The organism is Methanoculleus methanifontis (assembly GCF_030464365.1).
Taxonomy (GTDB): Archaea; Halobacteriota; Methanomicrobia; order Methanomicrobiales; family Methanoculleaceae; genus Methanoculleus; species Methanoculleus methanifontis.
Genome location: NZ_VCYI01000012.1, coordinates 75,962 through 93,325 on the forward strand (window position 1 = coordinate 75,962; position 17,364 = coordinate 93,325).

Below are 17,364 nucleotides of genomic sequence, written 5' to 3' on the forward strand. Positions count from 1 at the left end.
CGGTGCGTGCACTGTTTTGAATTATAGGCTGGCCCCGTACAGTGGACCGTGGGGCCATCGCCACGCACTGCCCCCGCCCCCGGGGCGGGGGAGGAGGCCGGAGGCCGGGCGGGGTGGGGGTCACAAGTTAGTCTTACGGGGTAGAGACAGGGGAGGGGGATGCTCCCCCCTCCCCGTCAGCCCCACCCCCAATCGCGATATTCCCTCGAAAGCCGTGTTCAGGTATAAATGACTGAAAGGTGTGTGAACACCGTTAGTGTAAATTATAGCAAGCAGCGAGAACGAACAAAAAGGGGATTCAACCCACAGAAAGAGATGATTACTGTTCCCCTTCCCTTTCGTCCTCGTATTCTTCCTCTTCTCCCTCATACTCCGGTTCATCGTCGTCCTCCACCTTCATGACATACCATGCTACAGCGAGGATAAGCGGCACGCCGACCGGGACGGCGAACCCCGCCGGGCCTTGGAGGGTGGGGCCGTACTGGGCGACGCAGGAGAGGAGGTAGGCGACGGCACCCCCGGCGACGAGGAGGGCGAGCGGTTTTCTGAACACTTCGTAGCAATCCTCCCGCTTGACGGCGAAGTAAACGACTGCGGCGATGAGGAAGGCGGTGCCGAGAACCCAGAGAAGGATGGAGATGGCCGACCGGCCGCCAATGGTGCCGGATGTGACATAGAAGATCTCCCGCCAGACCGGAATCAGGGAGGCGCCGTAGGTGGTATCCTGGTACAAGAACAGGGGGAAACGGAGGCCGGCGCCGACGGCACCGCCGATGACGTAGATGTTCGCCGGGAGGAGGAGGGTGGCGGTGAGGAGAGCGGGGAGGAGGGATCTTGTGGTTATGGGCATTCTGATATCTCCTTTTGGATGGGTGTTTGGTAGATCCTTGGCTGGCGGACTAAAAAGACCGCTGGTATGATTTTGTTGGTTTTTACGGGAAGGTGTTCGGCTCTGGTGAACAATTTTCATTTAATCCAGGCGTCACCAGCGATATGTTCTACTGGTGATCAATGGGTGGGGGTTGTGAGGAGAATGTCGAATGGGAACTCTCACCGTAGAAAATCGACTGTGCAGTTAGGGTTTATTTGTTGCAACGCATTGGGAAGGTAATTCTGGCCCGAAAAAAGGTAGTTTTAGAAGTTCCGCTCCAGGACGACCTGGGATGAACCGTCCTTGAACGTTGCCACAACTACTGCGTGACAATCTCCAGGAATAATTTTTTCAGTACTATTATTGGATGCGCCAATCTTAGGCGGTACTGTCTCGTTGCCAAGAGTCGCTGCTGGTGTTTCATTACCGTTTATCATCAGTGTCAAGTTCTTCACAGAACCAGCATCAGCACCACCCTGGAAGGTTACCACAAGGTATTGGCCATCATTAACATGTGCAGTAACTGCAACTGTCTTCGTCGTCTGCACGTTCCCGGTCATCCCAAACACAAACGCCGCAATAACCGCGGCGAGGATCACCGTGATGGCGACCATGAGGATAACGCCGATCACCGGCGATACTGCTTCTTCATTCTGCTTGAAGTTCATCATACACCTCTTCCGACTCTGTGCCCCGATGGGGATGTCGGTCGATGAAACAACCTACTTTCCAATTATATATAGATATATCGTAGTGATTCTTTCCGGAACGATTTAATATCGCCATCAGCGCCTCTGCGAAAGGATCTTTCATGGCATAAAGGAGTTGTTGAAAAGAACAAACGGGCCGGAAATGCGGTTCTGGAGAAAATACAAATTCATCGGCTCCGGCGTATAATACAGGCCCCCGGCGGCGCTCCCGGGGTGCGGCACGGGAGGGGGAATTTCCGGGCCCGGATGGGTCCGTGCGTCGCGATGCGCGGTATCCGCGTAAGTCGGAGGCGTACGATCTAACGCCCGGCCAGTCGCCCCGGGCCGTCTTCCTACCGATTCATCAAAGCCCTGGAGGCGGTGAGCCTGCCCTCACCTGAGATCATCAGCACGCCCCTCGGGTTCACCCCTGTCATGCGTAAGGACCCCTTCACCAAAGAGTTCATGCAGACGCTCGGGCTGAACGAGCGGCAGCTTGCCGCGGTCTCCTTCCTCAAGGAACACGACACTATCACCAACAATCGGTATCAGAGACTCAACGCCGTTGCTGCAAGAACCGCACTGAACGACTTAAATGACCTCGTCGAAAAGCGCATACTTGAGCGGCGGGGCAGATCAAAACGGGACACGCACTACGTCCTCGCCTCGCTCAGGAACTCACTATGATTCTGGATGGTATCTGCGTGATCCGTGCGTAATGATGCGTAATTTATGCGTAGTAGCACCTTTTCTATCACCGGACGAATGCCTATGAACCATGACCCGGATGAGCGGACTGATGTCGATGATCCGGGTGATGCCCGGTCATCGATAGCCGGGAATCGCTCTCGAAGTGGCCGCTATTCCCGGACCAGGGACTGGAGTTGGCTTTTCAGCGCCGGAAGATCGTGTTCGACCACATTCCAGACCGCATCCCGGTCGATCCCGAAATAGTGGTGGATGAGAACGTTTCTCATCCCGATGATGTCTGACCACGGAATGTCCGGGTTCGCGGTTCTGAATTCCGAAGAGATCCCCCGTACGGCTTCCCCGATGATCTGGAGGTGGTGGATCACCCAGACTTGTGCCATTTCGTCATCGTAGAAAAACTCTCGGCCCCGCACCGACACCCGTTCAATCCGCTCAATCGCTTCGAGAATATCCAGTACCCGCTCAAGGATCGTCTCTCATAGAGCCCGCGCTTCCCGCAGGACCCTTGAGCGGATCCGCTCCCGGAGTCCCGCTTCTGTCACGACATCGACCGGACGGTCGAGCAGGAGGGAAAGGTCCATAGCAAGGCCTCCCACGTCGAGAAGACTCCGGTCGGGATCCAGATCGATCAGGATATCGAGATCACTGTCTTCCCGGGCTTCCTTCCGCGCCACGGACCCGAAGACCCGGACGTTTTTTGCCCCCCTCCGGTGCGCGAGGGTGAGAATTTCGTCCCGTCTCCGGGTGAGTTGGGTATAGATGTCGGTTCCCGGGTTCATAGCTCCAATAGTAAATACATCGCCACCAGACCTATAAATCTTATCCCGGAGGCACGGCCTCTTACCGCACCGTTCCATAGACAGCAGAAGACCGGGAACGGTTATGTTCCCTGATCGCCTTCCTACCGGTAGATGCTGCTCCGGTTTCCCGCCTCCAGTACGAGAATCAGGAGGCGTTCATCCTCGATCGTGAGAACAACCCGGTACCGGCCTTCCCGGAGCCGGTAGACGGGCGTTCCGGAAAACCCGGCCAGTTTCCGGACATGCCGATAGGAGTCCTCCCGGATCCCGGCGACCGAGCGGATTATCCGGCGGGCCGCTTCGGGAGGAAGCTTCTGGAGATCCCGCCGTGCCCGGGCGGTGTAGGTGACCGTGTAGGTCATTCCTCTACACCAAACTCCTTTTTGATATCGTCCTCGGAGTAGAGCCGGCCGGCCTTGATGTCCTCCAGGGCTTCCTCGATACCCCGGATGGCCTCCTCCGAGAGGGGCTCTTCATCGACGGCCATGTCGAGCAGGCGGCCGATAACGTCGTTATAGGACTCCTTTGGGTGCCGTTTAAGACCCTCCAGGCGGTCTTTGTTCGCCAGTGTGATCCAGACGGTAGTGGCGGACATGTAGGTGCCTATAGGCCATTATAGGATATGAAGCGTGTGGTCGGGCAGCGTTAGATCCTCTCCTGTAACGTGAGCTGTGTACTGGCAACCCTGCCTATACAAGCCGTTACTTCCGGATCAAGGGCAAGAGTTGTTCCTTCAGCGCCGGCGGGTCGCGTTCGACCACGTTCCAGGTTCCTGATCGCCTCCCTACCGATTTTTGGACGTGCCGCCCCGCCCCCTTCACCCCCGCAAAATAACTACAACAAAAATCATTATTCCTCAAGTTCCATACTCGTCCGGGAGTTCACATCATCATCATCCGATTTGAAACGGTCTATGAAGACGGGTGCTGGTCTGCTCACGCAATCGGGCATAGCATCTTCACCGATGGGAGAGACTTTGAAGAACTCCTCAAGAACATCGAAGAAGCCGTGCTTTTGTATTTCGAGGATGAACTCGAACCGGAAGAACAGATCACAATTCTGACGCAGACAGAACTCCAGGTGCATTCCGTTGCCAGAGCTTCCGGTTGTTAGCAGCCCGGATATCATCAGGGTTCTTGAGATGGAACCGGGTGGAAAACCTGATCATCCGCCGGAGATTTTTGCCACTGTATCCCGGTCCGTATTCTGCTACCAATTCCCTCGACACTGTCGAGACTATCTTTCTCCCGTGGGCAGCACGTTGTTCCCGGAGGATATCCCTCAGGATTCGGCCGCCGATATGCCGGTACAGCAGGACCAGTTCGACATTCACCGCAGCCCGGCTCTTTGCCGTGGAGATCTTGTCCGGCGATACGGCGTATGTGCTGCCGGATCCGCGAAGGGTTCTACCCGAGATCCACGCGGAAGTATGCATGGACCGGAACGTTCCGGATGGCCTCCGCGATCGCCGGGGTGCTCTGTGTAATGCGACCCAAAATCCTTATACTCCTCATGAACCTATGGTTTAGTCCACGACGATCCAGGTTCAACCGGAGACCAAGTCCCGTCTGGACGCCCTGAAAGCCCACCCTCAGGAGAGCGATGACGAGACGCTTAACCGCATCATGGACGTATTATTCGATCCGGAACCGCTCTCCGAAGAGACGCTGCAGCGTATCGAGGAAGGGCTTGCAGACATGCGGGCCGGTCGCTGCCGCTCGCTTGAGGAGATCGCTCAGGAACTGGGCCTGGAATGATCTGGCGGATCGAATTCACCCACGGAGCGGAACGTGATCTGAAACATCTCCCGAAGTCCGATGGACAACGAAAGATGAATTAACGGCTCTCGCGGAAGAACCGTTTCCCCATTTACATGTCAAAAAACTGAAAGGACACCAGAGTAGCCCGCTGTATTCTCATCGTGTGGGGCCGTACCGGATCATTCTCGCCATCGAGAACGGGGTGATGACCATCACCGTGATCGAGGTCGGAAACCGGAGTAACGTCTATCGGAAATATTGATGTGTCGCGAAAACTGCGAAACGAATAGATCAGTCCCAACTTATTAACTGGCACGCCTGGTGCGGCCCCTTGCTTTATGGTGCCCGTGGATGAGGCAGGCGGGGGGCACTAACCGGAACTTCCCCGTCTGAGGAGGCAGAGAAAAGAGTCAGAATAGCCTCCCTGAGCGCGGGGATATCACGGTCCACACCCGCCCACAATTCACCGAGGGGCATGTGGAAGTATGCATGGGTCAGAACGTCCCGAAGGCCGACGATCTACTTCCAGGGAACCCCGGGAGAAGCGCATCAAAGATCCGGTGAGAGGCGTGCAGCCGCTTCCCCGATGATCTGGAGGTGGTGAATGACCCAGACTTGCGCCATTTCGTCGTTGTAGAAATACTCACGGCCCCGGCCCGACACTCTTTGGATCCGTTCGATGGCTTCGATGATATCCAGTACCCGTTCACGATCGTCTCATAAGGGCCGCGTTTCCTGCAGGACCCTTGACCGGATACGTTCCCGGAGCCCCGTTTCTGTCACGACGTCGACCGGACGATCGAGAGAGATCCATGGCAAGACCCCCCCTACATCGAGAAGACTCCGGTCGGGTTCGAGGTCATCAGGAGATCGATATCGCTGTCCGCCCGGGCTTCGTTGCCACCGACCCAAAAACCCGGACATTTCTCGCCCGGAGAAGAGGGGCGAGAGAAAGGATTTCGTCCCGCTTCTGGACAAGGAGGGTATGGATGTCGGTTCCCGGGTTCATGCCCTGTTGGTTACACTGCCATCGAGCCAATAAATGTTATCCCGGGGATGAGCGCCCGGACCCGCATCCGGCCACCATCGGCAGAAAGCGGTCGGTTCGCCGCAAGCGATCACAGCAGGGGAACACCTTATGCCGGTCACCGGAGAAGGTAACGTAGGAAGATACCGTGATCTCCGACGATGTCATCCCGGTCGCGTTCGCCGTCGCCTCATCGCCGAAACGCTATGCCCTGCTCCTGGGTTCGGGCATATCAGGAGGGAAACTCCCCACCGGCAGGGAGATCACAAGAGGCCTGATCCAGAGGATTGCCGCCGTCTCGGTAGAGCGGATCGACGGGGATACCCTGGACTGGTACCGGCGGCGCTACCGCGGAGAACCGACGTTCCCCGGCCTTTTCAAGATGTTGAAGGCCCGCGACGGTGATGAAGAGGCGATCCTCGACGGTTACTTCACCATCGCAGACGAGGAAGGGAAGCGGATCGCCCCCGGCCCGACACCCGCCCACCGGACGATCGCAGTGATGGTGAAAGAAGGGCTGATCGGCCTCATCGTCACCACGAACTTCGACAACCTCATGGAGCGGGCGCTCCTGGACCAGGGGATCCAGCCGGTGGTGATCACGGAACTGAGCGACCCGGAGATGATGTCCGTCTTTCCCGACCGGTGCCGGATCGTCAAAGTGAACGGCGACTACCCGAGCACCGACCTGCGGATGACCCCCGAGGACCTCAAGGACTACGACCCGAACATCAAGGACTACCTGCACAGGATCATCTCGGAGTACGGGCTGATCATCTGCGGCTGGTCGGCAAAGGACGATACCGGGCTCGTGAGGATTCTTGCCGGGGAAGAGCATGACAGAGAACGAGTCCGGAGGTACTCGACCATCTGGTGCCGGCGCAAGGGCTCCACCCCCATCCCGGCAGCGGTTGCAGAGACGCTCCACCCCTCAGAGATCGAGATCACCTCTGCGGATGAGTTCTTCGCCGAACTCCACTCCCGCATCGAAGTTCTGCGCCGTTACGACCACAAAGAGCCGATGAGCGTCTCGACCGCGGTGCAGAAGGTCAAGCGCATCCTGCGGGAGCAGCGGCCCGAACTTGTCCTCGCCGATCTCATCCATGAAGAGACGGATCGCGTTCTTGAGTCCATCGCGGCCCGGCAGCGGCGCCAGTCCGCCGGCACCAACAGCAAAGAAAATTACCAGGCGATGCTCCGGGATCTCGAAGATACCGCCGCACCGCTGGCCGCGATGGTCGCCACGGTGGCGCACTACAACGACACCTCCACCGACCTCGTCACCGACATGCTCGTGCGGCTGATCAACATCCCTCCCGTCGCGCCCGAGATTGCCGGGTTCCAGAATACCGAACCCAGGACAGACCAGGGTTACACCAGGGGGCTCCTTCTGTTGCGGTACTACCCGGCCCTCCTCGCGATCTACGCCTCCGGCATCGCCGCCGCCCGCGCCAGGCACTTCAACATGCTCGAAGCGATCATCCGGAGACCGAAGAGGTATCGTTACGGCGGGACGCTCCAGGAGACCGTCCCCATCTACGATCTCGTCAACATCGCAAACGTCCTTGGCTTTAACCCGGGCTGGCTCACCGATCTCGCGCAGGACCGGTTCGGGAGCGATGCCTCCTACCGGGACTACCCGTACCTCGCCCTGTACGCCATACTGCAGGGCCTCTTCCCGAACCGCTACGCCTTCTACGAATCTCTGGACATCTTCGAGTACATCTTCGGGATCGCCTACCTTGCGGAGGCCGGCGACGAAATCCGGCCGGAAGAGTTCCGTTCATCGATGCCGCGACCCCTGCAGGCCCGGCACTGGTACCGGCTGCATGACGGCCTCCCGTTCAACCCGGCCGCTTCGCTCCCTCCCCTTCCCCTCCATGTCGTCACCTACCTTGCGGACATCAAGCGGAGGTCTGCAGGCTCAGACTTCTTCGGCGGAGATCTCTCGGCCTTCGAGCAGGCAAACAGGAACTACGCAAAGGCGTTCGGGATCGGGTGCCCGGAGACGGGTATCGAGTTACCGGAGTCCGGGGAGTAGTATATCCAACGACAAAAATTGACCGCGGAGATCAGGGGACGCTCCCCCCGTCACTCCGGGCGGTGCGGGTCCTGGTCGACGAGCCAGGTCTCCCCCGGGCTCCCGGCCCGCGAAGACCGACCAGGTGGCTGGATGAACCAGCCGGTCCGGGTGCCGTCAAGCACGGCCTCGGAGTTTTTGGCGGTCATGAGGCTGACGACAACCAGGGCAGCGAGCGAAAGCGCGAGCGCAAAGAAACTGAAATGCATGGGGAGCCCTCCTACGAACTGGTGCCAGTAGCCGAAGCCCACGGCTGAGACGAGCCCGACCGCCATGCTCGCGATCGCTCCCTCTTTCGTCGCGCCGCGCCAGTAGAGTCCGGCGAGCAGCGGAACCGCAAACGTCGCAAGCATCACCCCGATACCCATCCAGATCAGCCACGCCAGCATCTCCGGCGGGTTGATGGCGAGGAGGAGCGTGCTGCCGGCGCCGAGGATGATCGCGACCTTCGAGACGAGGAGTACCTCCTTATCGGGCGCCGAAGGGCGGAGGATGTTCTTGTAGACGTCCCATGCAAACGAGGTCCCGATGGTGAGCATCAGCCGATCGGTCGTCGACATCACCGCCGCGAGGACGATCACCGCGAAGAACGCCCAGAGCGCCACGTTCGGCATCGCGTGTTCGACGCCGACGATGAAGGCGAAGTCCTGGGCGTTGACGGCGTCCGGGAGCACCAGTTTTCCTTCCTCGACGAGCGAGCGGACGGCAAACCCGGTGAACTTGACGAGGAACATGATGACCGCGTAGATGATGAACGCCACAAGGGGCGCCCACTTGAAGAACCGGGCCTCTTTTGCGGCAAGGACGTTGTTGACGACGTGCGGCGCGCAGGCGAGGCCTACCATCAGGAGGATGCCGAACGAGACCAGGAACTCCGGCGTCGCGTAGGCGTATGATGCGTAGGCCGGGCTCGGGAACCAGGGCTCGACAAAGTTCGGGTCAACCCCGGCAAGGACGGTGTTGATATGCTCGATCCCGCCGGCACTCATGACGACGGCCGGGGCCATCAGGAGGACGCCGATGATCAGGATCCCGCCGTGAAAGAGGGTCGTCCAGGAGACGGCGTAGAGACCGCCGACGACCGTGTAGGCCGTGATGATGACCCCGGCGATGAGGAGCGCCTGCCAGTGAGGAATGCCGAAGAGCCAGACGAGAACGATGCTGATCGCGGCATACTGCCCGACCAGGTAGACCAGCGAGACAACGATCCCGGAGATTGCCGAGAGACCCCTGAGCGCTCGCGGGCTCTCGAACCGTTCGGCGAGGTAGTCCTGGACGGTCAGGTAGCCCCGTTCCTTCCCGATGGCGTTCAGCTTCACCCCAAAAAAGATGATGCAGAACGCGGCCGCGAGCGGGACAAAGATCTGCTCCCAGATCCCCGGCCAGCCGGATGTATAGCCGAATCCGCTCACGCCGAGCAGGGTCATCCCGCTGCAGATCGAGCAGACGACCAGGATCGTGAAGACCCAGAACCCGAGCGATCGCCCGGCGAGCATATAGTCTTCAGTGCTGTGAATCTTCTTCGATGCCCAGCTCCCAATGCCGACGAGAAAGACGAAGTAGAGTCCGACCAGCGCGAGTGTCAGTATCTCTGCCATTACGGGGCCTCCTTAAACCGGAGCCCCCAGAGGGCGAGCAGCACGACGACCAGAGCGACTGCTCCGCCCACGATGATTCCTGTATGGAACGGCAATCCAAAGAACATGCTGTGTTAAGGTGGAATGTCGTAGGTGATAACGCGATCGGCCGGGTTGTCGTCCCGATGACGCAATCGGCGCCTTGCGCCGGAAAAAGAATTATTTGGAACTCTTTACGGTCTTTGCACCCCGGAGGAGCGCGATCTTTCCTGTGCGGACGAATTCCTTGATGCCGTACTGGCGCAGGAGTTTCTCCAGGGCGTCGATCTTCTCCGTATCCCCGGTCACCTGGAGCACCAGGGTCTTCGACCCGACGTCCACGACCTGGGCACGGAAGATATCGGCGATCTGGAGGATCTCGGCGCGGACCGGGCCGGTCTCGGCGGCAACCTTGATGAGGGCGAGTTCCCGCTCCACGCTCTCCCGCTTCGTCAGGTCCGAGACCTTGATGACGTCGATGAGCTTGTTGGTCTGCTTCATCACCTGCTCGATGACGCCGTCGTCGCCGTTCACCACGATGGTGATCCGGCTCATGTTCGGCTCCTCGCAGGTCCCGACGGCCAGGCTCTCGATGTTGAACCCCCGCCGCGAGAACATCCCGGCGACCCGGCTCAGGACACCCGCCCGGTTCTCGACGAGAACGCTCAGGGTATGCGGTTTCATGGCTGCCGCACCCCGATCATCTCGTTGATGGCGGCACCGGCAGGGACCATCGGGAAGACGTTCTCCTCCCGCTCGACCCGGAAGTCCAGAACGAACGGCCCGTCCGTGCCGAGGGCGGTCTCGAGCGCCTCCCGCACGCCGGCCTTCTCGTCGACCATGAGCCCTTCGACCCCGTAAGCGTTCGCGATCTTGACGAAGTCCACCGGCGGCAGCTCCGTGTAGGAGTAGCGGCGGTCGTAGAAGAGCTCCTGCCACTGCCGCACCATCCCGAGGTACATGTTGTTCAAGATCACGACCTTGACGGGGATGTTATACTGCGCCACCGTCCCGAGCTCCTGGATGTTCATCTGGAAACTCCCGTCGCCGGCGATGTCGACGACCGGGAGGTCGGGCCGGGCGTAGTGTGCGCCGATGGCCGCCGGAAACCCGTAGCCCATCGTCCCGAGGCCGCCTGAGGTGATCCAGGTCCGGGGTTTTTTGAAGCAGTAGTAGAGCGCGGTCCACATCTGGTTCTGGCCGACCTCGCTCACGACGATCCCCTCGCCTTTCAGGAGATCGGAGAGCTGCTCCACGACGTACTGCGGACGGAGATGGTCGTCGTCGCGGTAACCGAGCGGGTACTGCGCCTTCCAGGCGTTGATCCGGGAAACCCAGCTCGTCGTGTCGCCGCGCTTCTGCATCCGGGATAAAAGCGCCTGGAGCACCGCTCTCACGTCGCCCACGATCGGGACGTCGACCACCTTGTTCTTCCCGATCTCCGCCGGGTCGATATCGATGTGGATGACCGCGGCGTTCGGCGCGAACGTCTCGATCTTTCCGGTGACCCGGTCATCGAACCGGACGCCGACGGCGATCAGGAGATCGCACTCCGTCACCGCATAGTTCGCGGACTGGGTGCCGTGCATCCCGAGCATCCCGAGGTTGAGCGGGTGGTCGCCGGGGACGGCGCCGAGCCCCATCAGGGTCGTTGTCACCGGGACGGCGGCGGTCTCGATAAACTCCAGGAGTTCAGCCGACGCTCCCGAGAGGACCACCCCGCCGCCGGCGTAGACGAGCGGCCGCTCGGCTTTCGCGATCAGGTCGAGTGCCTTATCGATCTGGCGGACGTGCCCCTGGTAGGTGGGCTGGTAGCCCCGGAGGGAGACCGTCTCCGGGACGGGCGTTTTCTCCAACACCCGGCCCGTGCTGACGTCTTTGGGGAGATCGACCAGCACCGGGCCGGGCCGGCCGGTTCGGGCGACGTAGAACGCCTCCTGCACCACGCGATCGATATCGGCAGCGTCCTTCACCAGATAGTTGTGCTTGGTGACCGGCATCGTGATCCCGGTGATGTCCGACTCCTGGAACGCGTCGTTCCCGAGGAGGCCGGTCGGCACCTGGCCGGTGAGCGCCACGACGGGGATAGAGTCCATGTAGGCCGTCGCGATCCCCGTGACCAGGTTGCACGCGCCGGGGCCGGAGGTGGCAAGGCATACGCCTACGCGGCCGCTTGCACGCGCGTATCCGTCGGCCGCGTGCGCCGCTGCCTGCTCATGCCTTACCAGTATGTGCCGGATCGACGAGTCGTAGAGTTCATCGTAGATCGGCAACACCACGCCGCCGGGGTAGCCGAATATGGTATCCACCCCTTCTCGCTGCAGCGCTTCAATGAGAGTCCTGGCTCCGGTCTTCATGCTCTTCCCTGAGTAATCTGTTCATCCCGGCGATAACTGCTTCGACGCTTGCCATGATGATGTCGGTCCGGGCGCCCCGCGAGGTCACGGTCTTCCCGTTCCTGCTGAGCTTCACCGATACGTCAACGAGGGCATCCGTGCCGCCGGTTATGGCATCGACGCTGTATTCATCGAGCTGCACGCTCCCGACGTCCGCGACCGATCGCTGGAGCGCGCGGATCGCCGCATCCACCGGCCCGGTCCCGACTGCGGCGCCGGTGATCTCGTCGCCGCGGACGAGCATCGTAACCGAGGCGGTCGGGATCGCGTTGCTCCCCGAGACGATGGTGAACTGGCGCAGTTCGATACAGGGCGCAAACTCGATCTCCATGACGGTATCGGCGATCGCCATGATGTCGGCGTCGGTTATCCGCATCCCGGCATCCCCGAGACGTTTGATCCGGTCGACGATCTCCTTGAGCTGCGCCGCGTCCGGCACATACCCCATGTCGTGGAGCGCGGCCTCGACCGCCGCCGATCCCGAGTGCTTCCCGAGGACGATCCGGCGCTTCCGCCCCACCCGCTCCGGCCGGAGCGGCTCGTAGGTGCTCGTGTCCCGCATCACCCCGTGAGCGTGGATCCCGCTCTCGTGGGTGAAGGCCATCTCGCCGACGATCGGCTTGTTGGTCGCGAGCGGCACCCCGGTCAGCCGGGCGACGTGGGTCGAGAGCGGGTAGAGTTCTTCGGTCCTGATCCCGGTATCGACCCCGTAGAGCACCTCGAGCGACATCACCAGTTCTTCGAGGGACGTGTTTCCCGCCCGTTCCCCGAGGCCGTTGACGGTGACGTGGGCACAGGTCGCCCCCGCCCGGAGGGCGGCGACGGTGGTCGCGAGCCCGAACCCGAGGTCGTCGTGGCAGTGGATGGAAAACGGGGCGAAGAGGAGCGGCGGTATGATCGCGGCCGCCCGCTCGGGCGTGAGGAGACCGACGGTGTCGCAGAAGCAGAGCCGGTCGGCTCCCCGCTCCACTCCTTCCCGGAAGACCTCCCCGAGGAACGCCTGGTCGGCGCGTGACGCGTCTTCTCCCGAGAGTTCGACGATGAGGCCGCGGCTCTTGGCGTACTCGACGGCGCTCCAGGCCATTTGAGAGACCTGCTCGCGGGTTTTGCGAAGCTTCTTGCCGATGTGGAGATCGCTCACCGGGACGACGAGGTGGACGGAGTCGGCACCGGCATCGGCGGCAAGGTCGATGTCCCCGGGTAGAGCCCGGACGTAGGTGCAGCACTCGGCGGCAAGTCCGGCGTCGGCTATCGAGCGGATGGATTCACGCTCTCCGACGGATGCGGCTGCTGAGCCGGCTTCAATCACGTGGACGCCGACGTCGGCGAGGTGCGTTGCAATCTCAAGTTTCTCGGCCGGCGTGAGAGAGACACCCGGTGTCTGTTCCCCGTCCCGTAAGGTAGTGTCAAAAAAGCGGATCGGTTCAACAAATAAAACAATCACTCATAGTGGGTTTCACCGCAAATAATTGGGAGCACCCGTATTTAAACGTTGGGGATTTAGAGCCGGACACTTATGAGGGAGGCATGATGGAAGTGGGAGATAAAGCCCGTTAGGGGTGAGAGGAAGAAAAACATCTATTGGGCATTGCCTCGCTAGGCGACTAATCAAGAGCAGGTGCAAGAGGAGTCTTCTGTGTAACTGACGGTGCTTCAGATCTGTTGTGAGGGAATCATATCTGACCATTATCCGTGCAACCCTCCAGGTCTCCAACTATTGGGATGTTTTTGGATGACTCATAGAGGAATTCCCCTGTTGCTTGAAGCACTCACTGGTTCCCTCCGGATATGGATACCTGCGTAATTATGATAGGTTCATTCCCCGAATATACTGTAAAAAAGAATATTTTTAGATAATAACGCCTCGGAAGAGCCTGAATGTTTAACTGGACACAAGGAGGTCTGGATAAAAATCCTAAAATTTATATTGCCATGTGAACTATCTAGGATTATACTGAGGGAAAAAATATGCCATCTCCGCATTTAATGTTTGGAAAAGAATTGATCTGCCTGGCAGGCGGGATTCAACCGTTTTACAGCAGAAATGAGATCGCAGTGATGACGGAAGGTCGATCCCGTGGCAATTGTTGGAAGACTTAAAGGAATCATCATAAATCCGATAGAGACGTTCAGGGATGCAAAGGAGGACAACATCGGTAAGGCGCTCACTTACTTTCTCTTCATCGTCAGTATCGATCTTATCATACTTGGACTGCTGATAATGGCCGCGCTCATCGCCGACCTCTACTATTATGGTATTCCCCTTGAGACTCACCTCACCTCAGGTATCACTCTGATCATCTACATGGCCGTAGGCTGGTTCATCGTTCTCGGCATCGCCTCCGTGCTCGTCCACTTCGTCGTCGGTCGCCTCATCGGCGGGAATGGTTGGGAAGAAACAGTCAAAGCCGTGGCATATAGTGCCACTCCCCTCGTGCTCCTTGGTTGGCTCCCTATCTTCATCCATGGGATCCCGATCTTGCCTCTCATCGGGATTGTCTGGAGTCTGGTCCTCTGTATTATCGGGATCAGGGAATTCCACGACACCACAACCTGGCGGGCTGCGGTCGCCGCCATCCTGTCGGTGTTTATCATATTCGCCCTTGTTCTGTTATTTTTTACAAAAAATCAAAATTCTTCAAATAAACATTAAAGTCCATGTGAGATTGCGATCACCAGATAGATGAGAGAATAACTAAAATCTGCCTGAAAGGTGGGGTTTATCGGCGGATGCTCTTCTTCATCACCGGTAGGTAGGTAGGTAGGTAGGTAGGTAGGTAGGTAGGTAGGTAGGTAGGTAGTAGAGCATTTCACCTAAATTTTCCACGAAGACATCCCGGGTTGGCGATGGGGAGGCTCCCCTGCTCTATTCAACCGTGCTCCGGGTCCGGTTTGTGCGGGGAGGGGGTCTCCCCCTCCCCTGTCCCCACCCCCCAGGGCGATTCCCACCACGGTCCACTGCCCGGGGAGCCAGGAAAGCGTAGCCTCATGGTCGTTGCATGGGCACCATTGCCTCACGCGAGCGGTTGGTGATCCACGCCAGAACCCGCAAAGTAAGATGAAATGGTCTAGTAGGTAGGTAGGAGAGGTAACCGACAGAGTATCAAAGAGGTGGTCCTAAAATTCTATGTCCCTTTCAAATAAAAAACAGGGTCATAGCATTCTGAGAAATAGACGATGATCTGTGGACTGTCGAATAGGGGCGTAGGATTACTCCCACGCCTCCTTCTCAGAACGGAGCGTGCGACTTTCACCGCACTCCGTTCAAGCACTTCACAACCCAAGCTTCGGGCGGCAATATGCGAAGGACTTCGTATATTGCCTTTGCAGTCCGGGTCTGTAGCCTGTTAACAATACCTTGTCGGCATGCTTCTCGCCGGTCGGCGTCGTTGAATGACATACTTTCCCAGGTATACCTCCCTTCGTTGCCGTGAAGCGCCAGGAGTAAGTCTGCACCCTTTCAGGTCGGGACAGATGTCCCTATCCTGCCCATTACAGGCAGGCATTCGCTTTTTGGGATATCCTGTTCCGCCTGCACCATCTGTTGACCTCACGGCCTCCATACCTCATTCGAGGGTTGCATGCGGGTTTCCAAGTTCCGAAATATGGGTAATTATGGGTGTTTTAGGAGGCATCTCTAGGCCGGGAATCGTCCGTCCGTTCGTTATACCGTAAGGATATCCAGTATAACCCTATTCCATACCATTTTGGTTCAGGCGCAGTCTGGTTTCGCCTGTTCCACCTAACGACCCTTTCAATGAATTCAGCGTTTGCTTCTCCATGACATCCTTTCCCTGGCAGATTGTCTGGGTCAGACTCCCGGGGGTCTCCACGTTGTCCCGCAGGCTTCACCCACTCCCGTTACCAGAAGTGCATGCTACGGTAGGGATATCCCGAACGGAGAGGATAGCATTACGCAATCCATATTTCAGCTTCTTGTCGCACACCCATACGGTGGTTCAGCGTCTGCTTCTCCATAGCATCCTTACTCTAGCAATTTATCCCGGGAAGGCTCCCAGAGGTCATCACATTGTCCCATGAGCTTCACATACCGCCGTTACCAGGGGTGCATGTCATGGGAGTCATGCCGAAAGGAAGGCATGGCGTTCCGCAATCCGCAATACAGCTTTACATGTCGCACCAGTACTTCGCTAAATTCCCCTCACCTCTTCTTCTGTTTGACTTTGTTCCGCCACCCTTCCTCTAAACCGGGTGCCGTAGGATGGGAATTCCCTTCACCATTCCCATCGATGCCCGGATAACTTCCCAGATTATGACAATGAAGTAATCGAACCGGAAGGCGCGCATATCGCTAGTTCTCGGCCCTTGCTTCACCGGCGAGAAATACCTCCACAAGAGAGCGATCCAGATATTCTTCGAGAGGAAGGAGATAATGGCATAAAGGTACCGGATCACCGGGTTCCTCGTGCTCGTCCTCGGTTTCACCCGATTCCGCATCCGGTAGGATGATTCGATCGAGGACCGTGATCGGTAGGTCCGATGCACCCAGAGCGGATGCCAGGCAATACCGCCGACAACGTAGCCCAGATTCTCGATACCGCGCTTCCCTCGTCTTCCCTTCGCATACTTCACGGCAATGGCAACCGTCAGGAAAAGCGGCGGTTTGGCTCTCATCCGGTACTCGGCATACCGGGACTGCGTCCCTTGCAGCAGCTCTTTCATGCGGTTGCCATGTTTCCTGACGGGGACGATGAACGGTACCTGTACCTGGGTCAGAAACCCGAAGACCTTCCGGGTAGAGAACTCCCGATCAAGACAGAGTACTTCGACCTTGAGCCCGAGTTCGGCGATCTGGTTGAGGCACCGGGCGATGTACCCAACCTTTGAGATCCCCTGCCGCACCGGGTACATGGCCAGCGTCAGCTGCCGGTCGCTGGTAGTCACATAGAGGGTGACATAGGAGTAGAACTCGTTCGTCGATTGCTTGCGTTTACTTCTCACAATGTAGGATTCATTCTCGCCGGAGGTTGCTCCGTAGTAGGGATCGTTGGTGGAGTCGATCGCGAACTGATACGCGTTCCCGGGTTTCAGGACGTGGTGCACAAGGTGGGTGAGGATAGCAGTGCTCTTCTGCTCCAGATCATCCATATCCTGTTTTTTGAGATGATAGCGAAATGACGTCTCACAGGGTACATGCTCCAAAAACCCGGCGATCGAGTGAACCGATTGCTGCCTCGCGGCCATCCCTACCAGGGTCTGAAACAGGTCGGTTTGGGTAAGCCGTCCCTGGATGGAAATGGTCAGGTGCTGATCCAGTGCCGCGACCGGTAGCGTAACGAAAGTTCTGTAAAATTGAATTGGCCCTGGATCCAACCTAGATTTGGACAAAGGAGAAACAGGGCCATGGATCCCTTAGCGTTAATCGAAGATTATCTTTCCGATCAGGAGAACGG

At 58.5% G+C, this 17,364-nt stretch carries 19 protein-coding genes and 1 pseudogene; 5 read left to right on the top strand and 15 right to left on the bottom strand.

Going from position 1 to position 17,364, the window contains the following annotated elements:
- Positions 1-319: 319 nt before the first annotated feature.
- Both FGW20_RS09760 and FGW20_RS09765 read right to left on the bottom strand, forming a co-directional pair.
- Entirely contained in the window at positions 320-850 is a 531-nt protein-coding gene (locus tag FGW20_RS09760; RefSeq protein ID WP_301677901.1) for a hypothetical protein, read from the bottom strand.
- A gap of 284 nt (positions 851-1,134) precedes the next feature.
- Positions 1,135-1,542: a type IV pilin domain-containing protein gene (locus FGW20_RS09765; protein ID WP_301677902.1), complete on the bottom strand. Its 408-nt coding sequence runs from the start codon at positions 1,540-1,542 to the stop codon at positions 1,135-1,137.
- 399 nt (positions 1,543-1,941) lie between these two features.
- On the opposite strand from FGW20_RS09765, the gene FGW20_RS09770 reads away from it, so the two are divergent.
- Positions 1,942-2,247: a hypothetical protein gene (locus tag FGW20_RS09770; protein ID WP_301677903.1), complete on the top strand. Its 306-nt coding sequence runs from the start codon at positions 1,942-1,944 to the stop codon at positions 2,245-2,247.
- A 173-nt stretch (positions 2,248-2,420) separates the two neighbouring features.
- Here the strand turns inward: FGW20_RS09770 and FGW20_RS09775 are convergent, their stop codons facing one another.
- From FGW20_RS09775 to FGW20_RS13355, 6 genes are all read right to left on the bottom strand, one after another.
- Entirely contained in the window at positions 2,421-2,690 is a 270-nt protein-coding gene (locus FGW20_RS09775) for a HepT-like ribonuclease domain-containing protein (protein ID WP_367617940.1), read from the bottom strand.
- Positions 2,691-2,747: 57 nt separating this feature from the next.
- Positions 2,748-3,050, bottom strand: coding sequence for a nucleotidyltransferase family protein (locus FGW20_RS09780; RefSeq protein WP_301677905.1), 303 nt, complete (start codon positions 3,048-3,050; stop codon positions 2,748-2,750).
- A 122-nt stretch (positions 3,051-3,172) separates the two neighbouring features.
- Positions 3,173-3,433 (bottom strand): type II toxin-antitoxin system RelE family toxin, encoded by a 261-nt coding sequence (locus FGW20_RS09785; RefSeq protein ID WP_301677906.1) that lies wholly within the window; start codon positions 3,431-3,433, stop codon positions 3,173-3,175.
- Positions 3,430-3,666, bottom strand: a complete 237-nt coding sequence (locus FGW20_RS09790) for a DUF7557 family protein (protein WP_301677907.1) — start codon at positions 3,664-3,666, stop codon at positions 3,430-3,432. Before FGW20_RS09790 ends, FGW20_RS09785 begins: the two co-directional genes overlap by 4 nt.
- Positions 3,667-3,920: 254 nt before the next feature.
- Complete coding sequence (locus FGW20_RS09795) at positions 3,921-4,199, bottom strand: hypothetical protein (protein WP_301677908.1); 279 nt, start codon at positions 4,197-4,199, stop codon at positions 3,921-3,923.
- Positions 4,123-4,506, bottom strand: coding sequence for a DUF1016 N-terminal domain-containing protein (locus tag FGW20_RS13355; RefSeq protein ID WP_367617941.1), 384 nt, complete (start codon positions 4,504-4,506; stop codon positions 4,123-4,125). Before FGW20_RS13355 ends, FGW20_RS09795 begins: the two co-directional genes overlap by 77 nt.
- Before the next feature lie 103 nt (positions 4,507-4,609).
- On the opposite strand from FGW20_RS13355, the gene FGW20_RS13400 reads away from it, so the two are divergent.
- Positions 4,610-4,828, top strand: a complete 219-nt coding sequence (locus tag FGW20_RS13400; protein ID WP_301677917.1) for a DUF7557 family protein — start codon at positions 4,610-4,612, stop codon at positions 4,826-4,828.
- A 127-nt stretch (positions 4,829-4,955) separates the two neighbouring features.
- Positions 4,956-5,093: a type II toxin-antitoxin system RelE family toxin gene (locus FGW20_RS13365; protein ID WP_367617944.1), complete on the top strand. Its 138-nt coding sequence runs from the start codon at positions 4,956-4,958 to the stop codon at positions 5,091-5,093.
- A 74-nt stretch (positions 5,094-5,167) separates the two neighbouring features.
- Here FGW20_RS13365 and FGW20_RS13370 read toward each other — a convergent pair.
- A pseudogene (locus FGW20_RS13370) lies at positions 5,168-5,530 on the bottom strand (HepT-like ribonuclease domain-containing protein).
- Positions 5,531-5,693: 163 nt separating this feature from the next.
- The gene (locus FGW20_RS09815; protein WP_301677909.1) at positions 5,694-5,840 is read right to left on the bottom strand and encodes a hypothetical protein; all 147 of its coding nucleotides are present in this window, start codon (positions 5,838-5,840) and stop codon (positions 5,694-5,696) included.
- Positions 5,841-6,006: 166 nt separating this feature from the next.
- Here FGW20_RS09815 and FGW20_RS09820 point away from each other — a divergent pair, with 166 nt between their 5' ends.
- Complete coding sequence (locus FGW20_RS09820) at positions 6,007-7,899, top strand: SIR2 family protein (RefSeq protein ID WP_301677910.1); 1,893 nt, start codon at positions 6,007-6,009, stop codon at positions 7,897-7,899.
- A 50-nt stretch (positions 7,900-7,949) separates the two neighbouring features.
- Here FGW20_RS09820 and FGW20_RS09825 read toward each other — a convergent pair whose 3' ends face one another.
- The 4 genes from FGW20_RS09825 to FGW20_RS09840 all read right to left on the bottom strand — a co-directional run bounded on the left by FGW20_RS09825 (position 7,950) and on the right by FGW20_RS09840 (position 13,394).
- Positions 7,950-9,536 carry a sodium:solute symporter family protein gene (locus tag FGW20_RS09825; RefSeq protein ID WP_301677911.1) on the bottom strand — a complete coding sequence of 529 codons (1,587 nt, stop codon included), beginning with the start codon at positions 9,534-9,536 and terminating at the stop codon, positions 7,950-7,952.
- Positions 9,537-9,734: 198 nt separating this feature from the next.
- Positions 9,735-10,238: an acetolactate synthase small subunit gene (ilvN, locus tag FGW20_RS09830; protein WP_301677912.1), complete on the bottom strand. Its 504-nt coding sequence runs from the start codon at positions 10,236-10,238 to the stop codon at positions 9,735-9,737.
- Complete coding sequence (gene ilvB, locus FGW20_RS09835) at positions 10,235-11,911, bottom strand: biosynthetic-type acetolactate synthase large subunit (protein ID WP_301677913.1); 1,677 nt, start codon at positions 11,909-11,911, stop codon at positions 10,235-10,237. Before ilvB ends, ilvN begins: the two co-directional genes overlap by 4 nt.
- Positions 11,883-13,394 carry a 2-isopropylmalate synthase gene (locus FGW20_RS09840; RefSeq protein ID WP_301677914.1) on the bottom strand — a complete coding sequence of 504 codons (1,512 nt, stop codon included), beginning with the start codon at positions 13,392-13,394 and terminating at the stop codon, positions 11,883-11,885. The genes ilvB and FGW20_RS09840 overlap by 29 nt, the downstream gene beginning before the upstream one ends.
- 633 nt (positions 13,395-14,027) lie before the next feature.
- Here FGW20_RS09840 and FGW20_RS09845 point away from each other — a divergent pair.
- Positions 14,028-14,603 (top strand): YIP1 family protein, encoded by a 576-nt coding sequence (locus FGW20_RS09845; RefSeq protein ID WP_301677915.1) that lies wholly within the window; start codon positions 14,028-14,030, stop codon positions 14,601-14,603.
- A gap of 1,550 nt (positions 14,604-16,153) precedes the next feature.
- On the opposite strand, the gene FGW20_RS09850 is transcribed toward FGW20_RS09845, so the two are convergent.
- Positions 16,154-17,299, bottom strand: coding sequence for an ISH3 family transposase (locus FGW20_RS09850; RefSeq protein WP_367617943.1), 1,146 nt, complete (start codon positions 17,297-17,299; stop codon positions 16,154-16,156).
- Positions 17,300-17,364: the final 65 nt, after the last annotated feature.